This is a genomic window from Microtetraspora sp. AC03309 (assembly GCF_020826795.1).
GTDB classification, from domain to species: Bacteria; Actinomycetota; Actinomycetes; order Streptosporangiales; family Streptosporangiaceae; genus Microtetraspora; species Microtetraspora glauca.
In genome coordinates this window covers 57881-72369 of sequence record NZ_JADDIL010000029.1, presented here as the reverse complement: position 1 = coordinate 72369, position 14489 = coordinate 57881, and the positions used below count along the sequence as shown (strand labels likewise).

The following is a 14489-nucleotide window of genomic DNA, read 5'->3' as shown; positions in this document are numbered from 1 at the left end:
TACGACCGGGCGGGCGCCCGGCCGTACGCCGCAGCAGGTCAGGCGACCTTGGACGCCGGCGCGCTGAAGGTGTTGCACACGCCCGGCCCGTTGCCGTTCCAGCCGCGCATGGACCAGTAGCGGATGTTCTTGGCCTTGCCGTGGAGCACGTCGCCCGACGTGCGGTCGAGCAGGTCGTCCCAGTCGAACTGGTCACGGCCCAGGGAGTGCCACACGCTGCCGACGAACGCGCCGGAGAAGCACGCCGCCTGCAGCTCCAGCCGCCGGACCCAGGCATACTGCGCCGCCTTGCTCGCCCTGCGGGACGTCTTCTCCACCGTGGGCATGATGCCGATCCGGTCCTGCACGTAGTGTCCGTACTCGTGCGCGATCGTGTCGAAGAGATCCATCTCCGACGGATCGGCGAGCTGGTACTTGTAGATGAGGATCCACATCGTCTTGTCGAGCGAGCAGTACATGCCCGCCGCGTATCCGGCGGGGTACTTGCCGCAGCCCGTCTTCGCGGCGGTGGTGATGTACCGCACCTTGGGCTTCGCGAACGGCAGCCCCGCCTGCTTGAACTCCTCGCCCCAGGACAGGTTGAGGCAGTCCATCAGATGATCGAGATAGATCTTGTACGAGTCGACGTCGTCGGGCTGGCGGCTCAGCTCCTTGCACTCCGTGAAGTCGAACTCGCCCGTCGTGTAGATGGGATTCTTCGTCAGAGCGGCCTTGCCGGTGGGTACGGGTCGTGCAGAACCGGAGGCGACGGCCGTACCGGAAAGAAGAAGGCTTACGATCAGCCCCATGAGCAGCGCGATAAAGGATTTCCGCATGAGATCAGGAGCGTAGGGGAAAGGTCAAGTCCCGGTAAAGCGGAAATAAGTCGATTCTGATTGAAATAGCGTGAGGCTCCGATGCGACCCATGGGAGCGTCACGGTGTTCGCGAACTAGACTCGCTCTGTTCGACGGCGAGCGGGAAGGAAGATTCGTGGGGATTCTGGAGACGGTGAAGAGCCCGCAGGACGTCAGGCGCCTGGACGCCGGAGAGCTGCCGAGGCTTGCCGCCGAGATCCGCGATCTGCTGGTTTCCTCCGTCGCGAAGACGGGCGGACACCTCGGGCCCAACCTCGGCGTCGTCGAGCTCACCATCGCCCTTCACCGGGTCTTCGAGTCGCCGCGCGACCCCATCCTCTTCGACACCGGGCACCAGGCGTACGTGCACAAGATGCTCACCGGCAGGGCCGGCGACTTCGGCACGCTGCGCCAGGAGGGCGGCCTGTCGGGATATCCCAGTCAGGCCGAGTCCGAGCACGACGTGATCGAGAACTCGCACGCCTCCACGGCCCTGTCGTACGCTGACGGGCTGGCCAAGGCGATCACGCTGCGCGGCGAGACCGGCCGCACGGTCGTCGCGGTCATCGGCGACGGCGCGCTGACCGGCGGCATGGCGTGGGAGGCGCTCAACAACATCGCGGGCCGCAAGGACCTGCCGCTGATCATCGTGGTCAACGACAACGGCCGTTCGTACTCCCCGACCATCGGCGGTCTCGCCTCCCACCTGTCGTCCCTGCGGATGACGCAGAAGTACGAGGACGCGCTGGAGTTCGTCAAGGAGAACCTGGCCAAGGTCCCGGTGGTGGGCGCCCCCTTCTACGACGCCCTGCACGGCGTCAAGAAGGGCATCAAGGACATACTGGCCCCGCAGGTGATGTTCGAGGACCTCGGCCTCAAGTACGTCGGCCCGATCGACGGGCACGACCAGGAGGCCGTGGAGGCCGCCCTGCGCAAGGCCAGGGCCTTCGGTGGTCCGGTCATCGTGCACGTCCTCACCCACAAGGGCCACGGCTACTCGCCCGCGGAGAACCACGACGAGGACTGCTTCCACGGCCCCGGCCCGTTCGACCCGATCACCGGGGAGGAGCGGCCGAAACCGCACAGCTGGACCAACGTGTTCAGCGAGGAGATCGTCCGGCTCGGTGCCCGGCGCAGGGACATCGTCGCGATCACCGCGGCGATGCTGTACCCCGTGGGGCTGGCCGAGTTCGCCGAGGCGTACCCCGACCGCATCTACGACGTCGGCATCGCCGAACAGCACGCCCTGACCTCCGCCGCCGGCCTCGCGCTCGGCGGGCTGCGCCCGGTGGTCGCCCTCTACGCCACCTTCCTGAACCGGGCCTTCGACCAGCTGCTCATGGACGTCGCCCTCCACCGGCTTCCCGTCGTCGTCACGCTGGACCGCTCCGGCGTCACCGGCGACGACGGAGCCAGCCACAACGGCATGTGGGACCTGTCGATCCTCCAGGTCATCCCCGGCCTGTCGATCGCCGCCCCCCGCGACGCGCGGCGGCTGCGTGAACTGCTCGGCGAGGCCGTCGCGATCGACGACGGGCCGTCCGTGGTCCGCTATCCCAAGGGCGCGGTCGCGGGGGACATCGAGGCCGTCGGCAAGCTCGGCACGATGGACGTGCTCCGCTCCGGAGAGCCCGACGTGCTGCTGGTCGCGGCCGGCTCGATGGCCGAGATCTGCCTCGACGCCGCGACGCTGCTCGACGCCCAGGGCATCTCGGCCACGGTGGTCGACCCGCGCTGGGTCAAGCCGCTCGACGAGGCGCTGATCCCGGCCGCCGCCGAGCACAAGCTCGTGGTCGTCGTCGAGGACAACGGCCGGGTCGGCGGCGTGGGCGACGCGGTCGCCCGCATGCTGCGCGACGCCGACGTGGACGTGCCGGTCCGCACCTACGGCATCCCGCAGCGGTTCCTCGACCACGCCAAGCGGCCGAAGATCCTCGCCGAGATCGGCCTCACCGGCCAGGACCTCGCCCGCGAGATCACCGAGGCCGTGGCGCGGCGCTCGCCCGCCCTGGAGGACGACCCGGCCGGCCAGGTCTGACGCCCCTCGCCCGGAAACGCGCGTGATCTGCGCGTTTCCGGGAACCCTGCAGGTCATCGGGGATCGGGGGCCTGCATATGAGCCGGTTGAGCATTCTTCGCACGAAGTCGGTCGAGCAGTCGATCGAGGACACCCAGGGTGGGCGCTACCGGCTCGTCCGCACCCTGAGCGCGCTCGACCTGACCGTCTTCGGCGTCGGTGTCATCATCGGCACCGGCATCTTCGTGCTCACCGGCGTCGCGGCCAAGACCACGGCGGGCCCCGCAGTCGCGATCTCCTTCGTCGCCGCGGCGGTCGCCTGCGGCCTCGCCGCCCTGTGTTACGCGGAGTTCGCCGCCACCGTGCCGGTCGCGGGCTCCGCCTACACCTTCGCGTACGCGACCATCGGCGAGTTCCCGGCCTGGATCATCGGCTGGGACCTCGTGCTGGAACTCACGCTCGCCGCCGCCGTGGTCGCCTCCGGCTGGTCGGGCTACTTCACGTCGCTGCTGAGGAGCGTCGGCGTGGATCTGCCCGCCTCCATCGCCGGGGACAAGGCAGTGGTGAACATCCCGGCGGCGGCCATCGTGCTGATCCTCACCGCCATCCTGGTCCTGGGCATCAAGACGTCGGCCCGGTTCAACGCCGTCATGGTGACGATCAAGGTGAGCGTCGTCCTGCTCGTCATCGTGGCCGGCCTGTTCTTCCTCAAGGCGGAGAACTACCAGCCGTTCATCCCCCCGGCGCGGGAGATCGAGACGAGGGGTGGACTGGCCTCGCCGCTCATCCAGGTGCTGTTCGGTGTGACGCCGGTCGCCTTCGGGGTCTTCGGCATCTTCACCGCCGCCGCGCTCGTCTTCTTCGCCTACATCGGGTTCGACGTCGTCGCCACGGCCGCGGAGGAGACCCGCGACCCGCAGCGCAACCTGCCGATCGGCATCCTCGTCTCGCTGGCGATCTGCACGGTCCTGTACGTCGCGGTCTCCCTGGTGGTCGTCGGCATGCAGCCGTACACGGAGCTGAGCGAGTCCGCGCCGCTCGCGGACGCGTTCCTTTCCGTCGGCCAGTCGTGGCTGGCGACCGTGATCAGCTTCGGGGGCATCGCCGGGCTCACCACCGTGGTGATGATCCTCATGCTCGGCCAGAGCCGGGTCTTCTTCGCCATGTGCCGCGACAACCTGCTGCCGCGCGGGCTCGCCCGCGTCCACCGGCGGTTCCACACGCCGTACGTGATCACCATTGTGATCGGCGTGGCCACCGCGACCCTCGCCGCGCTGATCCCGCTGGCCGCGATCGCCGAACTGGTCAACATCGGGACGCTCTTCGCGTTCGTGGTCGTCTCGATCGGCGTGGTCATCCTGCGCCGGACCCGGCCCGACCTGCCCCGCGCGTTCCGCGCGCCCTGGGTCCCGGTGCTGCCGATCCTCTCCGTGCTCGCGTGCCTCTACCTGATGCTCAACCTGCCCGTGGAGACCTGGCTGCGGTTCGTCGTGTGGATGATCGCCGGCGTCGTGCTCTACTTCGGGTACGGCGCCCGCCACAGCAGGGCCCGGCTAGCCGGTGACGCCCCGGACGAGCAGCAGCAGCCCGGTGACGGCCATCAGCAGGGCGCTTCCGGCGAGCAGGACGCGGTAGCCACGTACCCCGAGCCGGTGCCGCCCCGCGCCGACCATGGCCGCCAGCACCACCTTGGACCCGACCAGCACCAGGTAGAAGCCTCCGGTGAAGGCGAGGGCGGCGGCGGGGGTCCGCTCCCAGGCCGCGGCGAAGATCGGAGCGCCGACGGCGATCCAGAAGAGCCATGGGTGCGGATTCAGCATGTTGACCGCGACGCCGCGCAGCACCTCCCGAACGGAGGAGGGCCCGGTGATGGAGGACCCGGTGGCGGAGGAAACCGTGACGCCGGGTTCGGGGGGCCGGGCCGTACGGGACTCGCGGGCGGCGGAGATCGCCAGGTGGACGACGTAGAGGCCGCCCACGACGGCCAGGACGCGCAGGAACACGCCGGGCAGCGCGCCGACGGCGGTGACCGAGAGCAGCACGACCGGAAGGTCGGAGAGCAGGGGGACGCAGGCCAGCCCGAGCCCGGCCCGGAAGCCGCCGCGCAGGCTCGCCGTGATCACCAGGCCAAGCAGCGCACCAGGCGCGACCCCGGCCCCCAGCCCGAGACTCAGCCCCAGTAACAACTCCCGCATGGGTTACCCGCGTCCCTGCGACAGGAGAGCCAGCGTCACGGTCACGGTCCTATGGCGTAGTCGATGGTGAGAGGCGCGAGCCGCGCCGAGCGACACGGTAAGGCGAGAGACGCGTTCTTCGCCCTTGACGAGGCCGGTGTTCTCGCCACGTGCGCGATTATCGATCTAGAGGTCGGGTACAGCGCCCGCGACCTCGCCGAGTTCGACTCGATCGCCTCCGATCGTAAGGATCTCTACCTGGATCTGCCCATCACGCGCGCGGTCTGCGCGCGCCAGGGACGTCCAACGTGAGTTGGTCAGACGCGGGCGGCATCGTGGTCCCGGCGTCTCGGACCTCATGATCGCCGCCTGCGCTGAGCTGAATGACGCCGTGGTCGTCCACTACGACCGCGGCTTCGACATCGCCGCCTTCACGGGCCAGGACGTTCGCTGGCTGGTTCCGGCGGGGTCCGCGAGCCGACGGCATGACCTGGAGCCGCCATGAAGGCCGCTCCAGGTCGTCCGGCGGGTCGCTCCTACGCCGGGACGGAGGCCACGCCGGGCGCGAGGAACCGGGTGCCGGTCACCGACTCCGAGATGCCCTCACGGTCCAGGTACGGCGTGATGCCGCCGGTGTGGAACGGCCATCCGGCGCCGAGGATCATGCACAGGTCGATGTCCTGGGCCGCCGCGACCACGCCCTCGTCGAGCATCAGCCGGATCTCCTCGGCCAGCGCCCTGAGCGCACGGAGCCGTACCTCCTCACCGGTGGACGGGGAGGTGCCGCCCTCGAACAGCGCCCGTACCTCGGGGTCGATCTGGAAGTCGGAGCCGTAGACGCCCGGCTTGCCGGCGGCGACCAGCTTGGCCAGGTTGCCGGACACGGCGTAGCGCTCCGGGAAGGCGGCGTGCATGGTCTCCGCGACGTGCAGCGCGACGGCCGGGCCGACGAGCTGGAGCAGCGTGAACGGCGTCATGGGCAGGCCGAGGCCGTCCAGCGCGTGGTCGGCGACCTCCAGGGGCGTGCCCTCGTCGGCGGCCGCGGTGATCTCGCCCATGAACCGGGTCAGCATCCGGTTCACCACGAACGCGGGCGCGTCCTTGACCAGCACGGACGACTTCTTCAGCGTCTTGGCGACGGAGAACGCGGTGGCGAGCGTGGCGTCGTCGGTGGCGTCGCCCCGGACGATCTCCAGGAGCGGCATCACCGCCACCGGGTTGAAGAAGTGGAAGCCGACGACCCGCTCCGGACGCCTCAGCCCGGACGCCATGGCGGTGATCGAGAGCGAGGAGGTGTTGGTGGCCAGGACGCACTCGTCGGAGACGACGGCCTCGACCTCGGCGAGAACCTTCCGCTTGACGTCGAGGTCCTCGAAGACCGCCTCGATGACGAAGTCCGCGTCGGCGAAGGCGTCCTTGGTCAGCGAGCCGCTCACCAGGGCCCTGAGCCGGCCCGCCTGGTCGGCGGAGACGCGGCCCTTGGCGAGCAGCTTGTCCACCTCGGCGTGTACGTAGCCCACGCCCTTGTCGAGGCGGGCCTGGTCGAGGTCGGTCAACACGACCGGCACCTCCAGCCGCCGCGCGAACAGCAGCGCGAGCTGGGAGGCCATCAGCCCGGCGCCGACCACGCCGACCTTGGTGACCTTGCGGGCCAGGGCCTTGTCCGGCGCGCCCGCCGGCTTCTTGGCCCGGCGCTGCACCAGGTCGAAGGCGTACAGCCCGGCGCGCAGCTCGTCGCCCATCAGCAGGTCGGCGAGCGCACGGTCCTCGGCGGCGAAGCCCTCGTCCCTGGAGGCGGTGCGGGCCAGCGCGATCAGGTCGAGCGCGCGATAGGGAGCGGGGGAGGCGCCGCGCAGCTTCAGGTCCACCAGGACGCTCGCGTCCGCGACGGCCTTGTCCCAGTCGCCTTCGTACGGCGCGCGGGTCACGGTCTCCTCGCCGCGCAGCACCCGGGCGGCCCAGCGCAGCGACTCCTCCAGGAAGTCGGCCGGCTCGAACATCGCGTCGGCGACGCCCAGCTCGTACGCGTCCCGCCCCTTGATCATGCGGTTCTGCGAGAGCGGGTTCTCAATGATCAGCTTGATGGCCTTCTCCGGGCCGATCAGCCGGGGGAGGAGCTGGGTGCCGCCCCAGCCGGGAACCAGGCCGAGGAAGCACTCGGGCAGCGCGACGGCCGGAACTCCCGAGGAGATCGTCCGGTACACGCAGTGCAGGGCGATCTCCAGGCCGCCGCCCATGGCCGCGCCGTTGACGAAGGCGAACGTCGGCACGCCCAGCTCGCCGAGGCGGCGGAAGACGTGGTGGCCGAGCCCGCCGATGGCGGCCGCCTCCTCGTGCGTGGCCACCGCCGCCGCACCCTTGAGGTCGGCGCCCACCGCGAAGATGAACGGCTTGCCGGTGAGGCCGACAGCGGCGACGTCGCCGCGCGCCTCGATCGCGTCCAGGACGTCGTTCAGCGCGAGCAGGCCCTGCGGCCCGAACGTGTTGGGCTTGGTGTGGTCGAGCCCGTTGTCCAGCGTGATCAGCGCCATGGTGCCCGCGCCGTTCGGCAGCTCGACGTCGCGCACCAGCGCCCTGGTGACGACCTCGCCGGTGTCCTTGCCCGCGAGCAGGCTCTTGTAGGTCTCGATGTCGCTCATGCGAGGTTCTCCCAGATGACCGTGCCGCCCATGCCCATGCCGACGCACATCGTGGTGATGCCGTACCGGACGTCCGGCCGCTCGGCGAACTCGCGCGAGAGCTGGATCATGAGCCGTACGCCGGAGGACGCGAGGGGGTGGCCGAAGGCGATCGCGCCGCCGTACGGGTTCACCCGGGGGTCGTCGTCGGCGATGCCGAAGTGCTCCAGGAACGCGAGCACCTGTACGGCGAACGCCTCGTTGATCTCGAAGAGGCCGATGTCGTCGATGGACAGCCCGGCCAGACGTAGCGCGCGCTCGGTCGAGGGGATCGGGCCGACGCCCATGACCTCGGGGTCCACGCCCGCGAACGCGTAGGAGACCAGCCGCATGCGCGCGGGGAGTCCGAGCTCCTCGGCGACGTCCCGCGCGGCGACGAGGCAACCGGTGGCGCCGTCGTTGATGCCGGAGGCGTTCCCCGCGGTGACCCTGCCGTGTGGGCGGAAGGGGGTCTTCAGGCTTCGCAGCGCTTGCAGGGTGGTCCCGGGACGCGGCGCCTCGTCGGCGGTGGCGAGTCCCCATCCCTCGGCGGCCTTGCGGGTCGCCATCGGGACCAGGTCCGGCTGGATCCTGCCGTCGGCGTACGCCTTGGCGGCCTTCTCCTGGGACGCCACGGCGAACGCGTCGGCGCGGTCCTTGGTGATCGACGGATAGCGGTCGTGCAGGTTCTCCGCCGTCATGCCCATGATCAGGGCGGAGCCGTCCACCAGCCGCTCGGACAGGAACCTGGGGTTGGGGTCGACGCCCTCGCCCATCGGGTGGCGGCCCATGTGCTCGACGCCGCCGGCGATGGCCACGTCGTAGGCGCCGAAGGAGATGCCGCCCGCCACGTTGGTGACGGCGGTCATCGCGCCGGCGCACATCCGGTCGATGGCATAGCCGGGGACCGACTTGGGCAGCCCGGCCAGCACCGCGGCCGAGCGGCCGATGGTCAGGCCCTGGTCGCCGATCTGGGTGGTGGCCGCGATGGCCACCTCGTCCACCCGCTCGGGCGGGAGGCCGGGATTGCGGCGCATCAGCTCGCGGATGACGCGGACAACCATGTCGTCGGCACGCGTCTCGGCGTACAGGCCCTTGGGGCCCGACCTGCCGAAAGGCGTGCGCACGCCGTCGACGAAGACGACTTCACGGGACGCAGGCACGAGGTTCGCTCCTACTGATCGGTAGCTTCTCGGACCAATGCTACTTATCGGTAACTACTCCACGGAGCGGGGTGCCCGGCCTGGCCGCCCGAAGGCGGCGGCGACGCAGGCGGTCAAAGCCGTCACCGCCAGCGCGAGCACGGTCACGGCGCCCGGGGCCCACAGGTGCGCGCGGGCGGAGATCAGCGCGAGGACCAGCACGATCGCCGCCACCGCCGGCAGCCGGCGCTCCCGCGGCCGTGGCGGCCCGGCGTCGTCCCACGGATCCGAGGGCGGCTGCCTTCTCGCGGCCGCGACGATCACGTCCCTGCCCCACCACAGGAGGAACGCCATCCCGCCCATGTAGCAGGTCATCGCCAGCGTCTCGGCGGCGGACGCCAACCGGTCCGCGGCGCCGTACAGGCCGGCGTCGGTGAACAGCCGGGGCATGGTGAGCCCGAGCAGGACCACCACCGCCCAGCAGGCCGCGATCGCCAGCCGGGCGAGCAGTCGCCGGGCGTCGGGCCGGGGCCTGGTCGCGAACACCTCCCGCTCACCGCTCCTCGCCTCCTGCTCCCGGATGCCCCACAGCACCTGGCTGGCCGTCAGTGCGGGCAACGTCACGATGAACACCGCGAGCGCCGCCACGGCGTACGGCGACGCCGCCCGGCCGGTGTCGGCCCGCTCGGCCAGGAGTTGGACGGTGACCAGGAGGGTCGTCGAGATCCCGAGCATGAGCAGCGCGGTGCGGCGCGCGCCGGCCGCACGCGCGCGCAGGAGGGTGAGCCGTGCGGATCCGGGGGACGCGGGCAGCCCGTCGGGGGCGGGACGACGCCGCGGTGTCAGGGCGGACATCTCGTAATGATGCCGTTACCGTACGCGATCGGGGGCCAAAACGCGGATATCTCCCGGGATCTCGTTCGGGCATACTGGGAAACCGCTTCCCGGGGAGGTGGAGTGGTCACTCTGGAAGACGTGGCGCGGCACGCGGGAGTGTCGCTCGCCACGGCCTCACGCGTGCTCAACGGCAGCACCCGCCAGGTCGGTATGGAACTGCGCGACCGGGTGCGGCGCGCGGCCGTCGAGCTGGGCTACCGCACGAACGTCGCCGCCCAGACGCTGGCCCGCGGCGCGAGCGACGTCATCGGGCTGGTCGTCCACGACCTGGCCGACCCCTACTTCGCGGTGCTCGCCGACGGTGCGATGCGCGCCGCCGACGCGCACGGCCACATGGTCATGGTCGGCACCACCCACCGCGACCCCGGCCGGGAGATCGACTACGTGTCGACGCTCAACGCGCAGCGCGTACGGGCCGTGCTGATCGCCGGTTCGCGCGTCTCCGACGCCTCGGTCACCGCGCGGCTCCGCGCCGAGCTGGACCGGTACCGCGACGCCGGGGGGCGGGTCGCCTGCGTCGGGCAGGACCTGCTCGGCGTCTCGACGGTGGCCCCGGCCAACCGCGAGGGCGCGGCCGATCTGGCCCGCGCGCTCGCCGCGCTCGGGCACACCAGGTTCGCCGTGCTGGCCGGGCCCGCCGACCTCGTCACGGCGGCCGACCGCTGCGCCGGATTCACGGCCGCGCTCGCCGAGTTGGGCCTGCCGCGGCCCGAGGTGATCCACGGGAGTTTCGACAGGGACGGCGGTCACGCGGCGGTCCAGGAGGTGTCCGACGACGTGACCTGCGTCTTCGCCGTCAACGACGTGATGGCGGTCGGCGCGGTCGCCGCGCTCCGGGAGCGCGGTACCGGAGTTCCCGGCGACCTGTCGGTGGCCGGCTTCGACGACATCGCCACCTTGCGCGACCTCGTGCCGCACCTGACGACGGTACGGCTGCCGCTCGCCGCCATGGGGGCGCGGGCGGTGGAACTCGCGCTCGCGGAGGAGGACGAGCCGCGCGTCGTCCGCGTCGAGGGCGAGGTCGTGCTCCGCGAGAGCGTCCGGAGGGTCTGACACCACCGCGAGGCCGGGACGGTCGTGGAGGCGGTCAGGTGATGTCGCGCCGCAGGGGAACGATCACGGCGACCGCGGCCGCCGCCAGCGCGTACCCGACGAGCACGGCGGCGCCGAGCGGGGCGGACAGGAGCGGGGCCGTGCCGCCGCCCGTCTGCCGCGCCAGCGCCTCGGTCAGGTAGGTGAACCCGGTGATCGCCGCCGTCGCGCCGCCGGGCAGGTAGGGGTAGAGCGCGTTGACACCGGGGATGAGCAGCAGCGCGGTCTCGATCATGTAGAAGTAGGCGCCGAGCACGGCCGCCGCCGCCACCTGGTTGGGGATCAGGGCCCCTACCGCGACGCCCACCAGCGTGTAGACGGCCATCGTCACCGCGATCCTGGACAGCAGGGCCAGCGCCGTGGCCGCGGGCAGGCCGAGCGTGACGCCCTTGAGCGCCGCCGCCCCGAAGAGCGCCGCTCCGGCCACGGTGACGGCGACCAGCCCGTAGGCGAGCCCCGCGGCCGCGTACGCCGCCAGCTTGGCGGCGAGCGTGGTCCAGCGCCCGGGGGCGAACAACGCCGTCGTGGTGATCGTCCGGTGGCGGTATTCGGAGGCCACGGCGGTCGTGCCGAGCAGGGCGGGTACGAACGCGCACAGGCCGAGCAGACCGAGCAGCACGCGCACGCCCGTCGCCGTCTCCAGGCCGGGCATCGGCGGGTCGAAGTTCTCCGGGCCGATGAGGGCGAGCAAGCCGATGAAGCCACCGCTGCCGATCGAGGCGAGCAGTCCCCACAGCCAGAGCCTGGTGGCGGCCAGGCGGCGCAGCTCCGCCGAGACGAGCGCGGTCATCGGGTGTCCCCCTGGTCGTGTCCGGTGAGGTGGAGGAAGGTGTGTTCGAGGGTGGGCCGTTCTGGAGTGATCTCGTGCAGCGGAATGCCGTGCGCCGCGGCGTCCGCGGCGATCCCGGCCGTGGTCAGCCCATGGATCCGCAACGTGTCCGGCTCCAGGTCCTCCACGCGGACCGCGCCGGGATGGGCGGCGAGGAGGACGGCGGTCAGCGGCCCGGCCCGCGGCGAGCGGACCCGCACGGCGGCCTCGCCGTACAGGTCGGCGACCGGACCGGTCGCGACCAACCGCCCGCCGCGGATCACCACGGCGTGCTCGGCCATCTGCTCCACCTCGCTGAGGACGTGGCTGGAGACCAGGACTGTGCGGCCTTCGGCGGCGAGCCGGCGCAGGAAGGCGCGCAGCCACGCGATGCCCTCCGGATCCAGGCCGTTGCCGGGCTCGTCCAGCAGCAGCACGGGGGGATCGCCGAGCAGCGCCGTCGCCAGGTGCAGCCGCCTCCGCATCCCGGTGGACAGGGCGCGGGTCCTCCGTCCCGCGAACGGCGTCACGCCGGTCAGGTCCATGACCTCGCGCACCCGTGACGAGGCGAAGCCGCCCAGGCGGGCGTACACGCCGAGATGGTCGCGGGCGGAGTGGTCGGGGTGGAACCCCGACGTGTCCAGCACGGCCCCGACCGTCGCGGCGGGCCGGGGCAGCTCCGCGTAGCGCAGGCCGCCGATGGTGGCGCGGCCCGCGGTGGGCGTGACCAGCCCGAGCAGCATCCGCATGGTGGTCGTCTTGCCCGAGCCGTTCGGGCCGAGGAAGGCGGTCACCGTGCCCGGGGTGACGGTGAAGCCGAGGTCGGTGACCGCCTCCACGGTGCCGAAGGTCTTGGTCAGGCCGCGCACCTCGATCTCCCAGGATCGTGTGCTCACGCGTGCGCCCCCATGATCTGAGCCCGGAGCCCGGCCGCGTCCGGAACGCTGAGGAGCAGCTCGTCGACGTTCTCGATCCTGCCGGCAAGGACGATCCGCACGCCGGGAACGTCTCGGCGGGCGCAGACCAGCCGCCGGACGCCGTTCAGGCCGGTCCACGTGCCGACCTTCATGAGCCCGCTGATGAGCAGGCCCGCGTGCATCCCGCTGGCGGCGGCCCGCGGATCCGCTTCGAGCCGCACCTCGCGGATCGCCGCCAGCGGCACTCTCATCTCGGCTCGCCGTACGAACGGCCGCGTCCACGGCGCGAAGCTCGCCACCAGCACCTCGTCGCGGATCTCTGTCCGGATCATCTCAGCCCTCTTCCTGACACATCAGATGTATCTGTTCTATAAGTTGTATATCAGCTATGCTCCTACCTGTGAACCTGACGCTCGATCTCGACAGCGAGGTCCCGATCTACCAGCAGATCAGGGACCGGATCGTGGAGGCGGTCGCTCGCGGAGAGGCAGTGGAGGGCGACCCGCTGCCGTCCACACGGCAGCTCGCCGCCGATTTCGGGATCAACTTCCACACCGTGAACAAGGCGTACGACCTGCTGCGTCAGGAGGGAGTCATCCGCGTCAACCGCAAGAGCGGCGCGGTGATCCAGCGAGATCCGTACTCCGGGCCGCCCGAGCCCGGGTTCGCCGAGGACTGGGAGGAGAGGATGCGCGTGCTGCTCGCGGAGGCCACCGTCCACGGGCTCGACCATGACGACGTCGTACGGCGATGCGCGGCGATGTTGTCGGGATTCCGTGCCGGGGAGCGGGCGACATCGTGACACCGCTGATCGCCGCCGACGTGACCGCCATCGTTCTGGTCACCTGCCTGATGCTGGCCGTGCCCGCGATGCCCGGGCCGACGACGCCGTTCGGCGTGCGCGTGTCCCACGCAAGAGCCGGAGACCCGGCCGTGATCGCCCAGCGGCGCGTCTACGCCAGGCTGGCCCTGGCGGTGGGAGCGTGCGCCGTGGCCGTCTCCCTGCCGCTCCTCGTGAGAGGAGGGAGCGCGAGCGTCGTCGGCGCCACAGTGACGGCCCTGGTCGTGGCGGACCTGCTGCTGTACTGGCGGTCCGCGCGCCGGCTGCGCGCGGCCAAACTGGCCGGAGGGTGGCGGGACGAGCAGCGCCAAGGCGTCACCGTGGACACCACCTTCCGCACCGATCCGGTGCGACTGCCCTGGTCCTGGGCACTCCCGGGCGCGGCGACACTCCTCCTCACCGCGGGCCTCGGCTGGTGGCGATACGGCGACCTGCCCGCCACGCTGCCGCGCTTCTCCGGCTACGGCGTCGACGCGGCCCGGCGGGAACCCGTCACCGTGCTGACCGCATTCGCGCCGGTGATGTACCAGCTCGCGGTCACGCTGCTGATCCTCGCCGTGACGCTGCTCCTGCTGCGCGCCCGCCCCGACCTCGACGCCGCCCGCCCTGTGGGCTCGGCCCGCAGGTACCGCGTCTACCTGGGCGGCATGGCGCGCCTGTCGCTCCTCGGCGTGGCCTGCCTCAACCTCGGCCTGCTCGCGTCGGCGCTACAGCTGTGGACGGTCGTCGCACCCTCGACACTCTGGACCGTCGTCACGCACCTGCCGTCCGTCAGCCTGCTGGTCGCGTGGCTGGTGTGGGAGAGCCGGGTCGGCCACGCGGGGCACCGCCTGCCGGCTCTTCCAGGGGAGGAGGACGAGGACTCCGGCGTCACCCAGCGCGATGATGACCGGCACTGGTTCCTGGCCGGAACCGTCTACGTCAACCGCCGCGACCCGGCGATCCTGCTCCACGCCCGGATCGGGGCGTCCTGGACGGTCAACCTCGGGCACCCCGTCGCGTGGGTTCTCCTCGCCGTCCTGGCCGGGGCCGGACTGCTCGCCACCCTCGGCGTCATCGACCTGCCCGTACGGCAGAGCGGCTTCTGACGCGGAACGCCGAGCGCCGAC

General features: G+C 71.4%; 13 protein-coding genes and 1 pseudogene. 6 read left to right on the top strand and 8 right to left on the bottom strand.

The genetic code is table 11. The features are described 5' to 3' along the window. Positions 1-38: 38 nt before the first annotated feature. A complete protein-coding gene (locus IMZ11_RS18990; RefSeq protein WP_228643260.1) occupies positions 39-788 on the bottom strand; it encodes a neutral zinc metallopeptidase in 750 nt (249 codons plus the stop codon). A gap of 183 nt (positions 789-971) precedes the next feature. Here IMZ11_RS18990 and dxs point away from each other — a divergent pair, with 183 nt between their 5' ends. Further along, on the top strand, positions 972-2873 hold the full coding sequence (gene dxs / locus IMZ11_RS18985) for a 1-deoxy-D-xylulose-5-phosphate synthase (protein ID WP_228643258.1): 1902 nt from the start codon (positions 972-974) through the stop codon (positions 2871-2873). Between the two features lie 77 nt (positions 2874-2950). Continuing rightward, positions 2951-4384, top strand: a pseudogene (locus tag IMZ11_RS18980) (amino acid permease); the annotation flags it as partial. Between the two features lie 21 nt (positions 4385-4405). On the opposite strand, the gene IMZ11_RS46730 reads toward IMZ11_RS18980, so the two are convergent. After that, positions 4406-5047 (bottom strand): LysE family translocator, encoded by a 642-nt coding sequence (locus tag IMZ11_RS46730; protein ID WP_374462348.1) that lies wholly within the window; start codon positions 5045-5047, stop codon positions 4406-4408. A 63-nt stretch (positions 5048-5110) separates the two neighbouring features. Between IMZ11_RS46730 and IMZ11_RS18975 the strand changes: the two genes are divergently transcribed. After that, positions 5111-5338 carry a hypothetical protein gene (locus IMZ11_RS18975; RefSeq protein WP_228643256.1) on the top strand — a complete coding sequence of 76 codons (228 nt, stop codon included), beginning with the start codon at positions 5111-5113 and terminating at the stop codon, positions 5336-5338. 224 nt (positions 5339-5562) lie between these two features. Here the strand turns inward: IMZ11_RS18975 and IMZ11_RS18970 are convergent, their stop codons facing one another. Genes IMZ11_RS18970 through IMZ11_RS18960 form a run of 3 tightly spaced genes read right to left on the bottom strand, consistent with a single transcriptional unit; the run spans position 5563 to position 9680 of the window. Further along, complete coding sequence (locus tag IMZ11_RS18970) at positions 5563-7665, bottom strand: 3-hydroxyacyl-CoA dehydrogenase NAD-binding domain-containing protein (protein WP_228643254.1); 2103 nt, start codon at positions 7663-7665, stop codon at positions 5563-5565. Next, positions 7662-8846, bottom strand: a complete 1185-nt coding sequence (locus IMZ11_RS18965; protein ID WP_228643251.1) for a thiolase family protein — start codon at positions 8844-8846, stop codon at positions 7662-7664. Before IMZ11_RS18965 ends, IMZ11_RS18970 begins: the two co-directional genes overlap by 4 nt. Before the next feature lie 54 nt (positions 8847-8900). After that, positions 8901-9680, bottom strand: a complete 780-nt coding sequence (locus IMZ11_RS18960) for a hypothetical protein (RefSeq protein WP_228643249.1) — start codon at positions 9678-9680, stop codon at positions 8901-8903. A 102-nt stretch (positions 9681-9782) separates the two neighbouring features. Between IMZ11_RS18960 and IMZ11_RS18955 the strand changes: the two genes are divergently transcribed. Continuing rightward, positions 9783-10775, top strand: a complete 993-nt coding sequence (locus tag IMZ11_RS18955; RefSeq protein ID WP_228643247.1) for a LacI family DNA-binding transcriptional regulator — start codon at positions 9783-9785, stop codon at positions 10773-10775. Between the two features lie 34 nt (positions 10776-10809). On the opposite strand, the gene IMZ11_RS18950 is transcribed toward IMZ11_RS18955, so the two are convergent. From IMZ11_RS18950 to IMZ11_RS18940, 3 genes are read right to left on the bottom strand one after another with little or no spacing between them, the layout of a single operon-like run. Then, a complete protein-coding gene (locus IMZ11_RS18950) occupies positions 10810-11604 on the bottom strand; it encodes an ABC transporter permease (protein ID WP_228643245.1) in 795 nt (264 codons plus the stop codon). After that, a complete protein-coding gene (locus IMZ11_RS18945; protein WP_228643243.1) occupies positions 11601-12518 on the bottom strand; it encodes an ABC transporter ATP-binding protein in 918 nt (305 codons plus the stop codon). The genes IMZ11_RS18950 and IMZ11_RS18945 overlap by 4 nt, the downstream gene beginning before the upstream one ends. Then, the gene (locus tag IMZ11_RS18940) at positions 12515-12871 is read right to left on the bottom strand and encodes a hypothetical protein (RefSeq protein WP_228643241.1); all 357 of its coding nucleotides are present in this window, start codon (positions 12869-12871) and stop codon (positions 12515-12517) included. Before IMZ11_RS18940 ends, IMZ11_RS18945 begins: the two co-directional genes overlap by 4 nt. A 68-nt stretch (positions 12872-12939) precedes the next feature. Here IMZ11_RS18940 and IMZ11_RS18935 point away from each other — a divergent pair, with 68 nt between their 5' ends. Together IMZ11_RS18935 and IMZ11_RS18930 are read left to right on the top strand one after the other, a co-directional pair. Beyond that, positions 12940-13341, top strand: coding sequence for a GntR family transcriptional regulator (locus IMZ11_RS18935; protein ID WP_228643239.1), 402 nt, complete (start codon positions 12940-12942; stop codon positions 13339-13341). Next, on the top strand, positions 13338-14468 hold the full coding sequence (locus tag IMZ11_RS18930; RefSeq protein ID WP_228643237.1) for a DUF1648 domain-containing protein: 1131 nt from the start codon (positions 13338-13340) through the stop codon (positions 14466-14468). The genes IMZ11_RS18935 and IMZ11_RS18930 overlap by 4 nt, the downstream gene beginning before the upstream one ends. Positions 14469-14489 lie beyond the last annotated feature (21 nt).

Bases quoted from the DNA above. Each gene is read 5' to 3' on its own strand.
- IMZ11_RS18950 (WP_228643245.1), bottom strand. From the start codon at position 11,604: ATGACCGCGCTCGTCTCGGCGGAGCTGCGCCGCCTGGCCGCCACCAGG.
- IMZ11_RS18975 (WP_228643256.1), top strand. From the start codon at position 5,111: ATGGTGAGAGGCGCGAGCCGCGCCGAGCGACACGGTAAGGCGAGAGAC.
- IMZ11_RS18940 (WP_228643241.1), bottom strand. From the start codon at position 12,871: ATGATCCGGACAGAGATCCGCGACGAGGTGCTGGTGGCGAGCTTCGCG.
- IMZ11_RS18960 (WP_228643249.1), bottom strand. From the start codon at position 9,680: ATGTCCGCCCTGACACCGCGGCGTCGTCCCGCCCCCGACGGGCTGCCC.
- IMZ11_RS18970 (WP_228643254.1), bottom strand. From the start codon at position 7,665: ATGAGCGACATCGAGACCTACAAGAGCCTGCTCGCGGGCAAGGACACC.
- IMZ11_RS46730 (WP_374462348.1), bottom strand. From the start codon at position 5,047: ATGCGGGAGTTGTTACTGGGGCTGAGTCTCGGGCTGGGGGCCGGGGTC.
- IMZ11_RS18990 (WP_228643260.1), bottom strand. From the start codon at position 788: ATGGGGCTGATCGTAAGCCTTCTTCTTTCCGGTACGGCCGTCGCCTCC.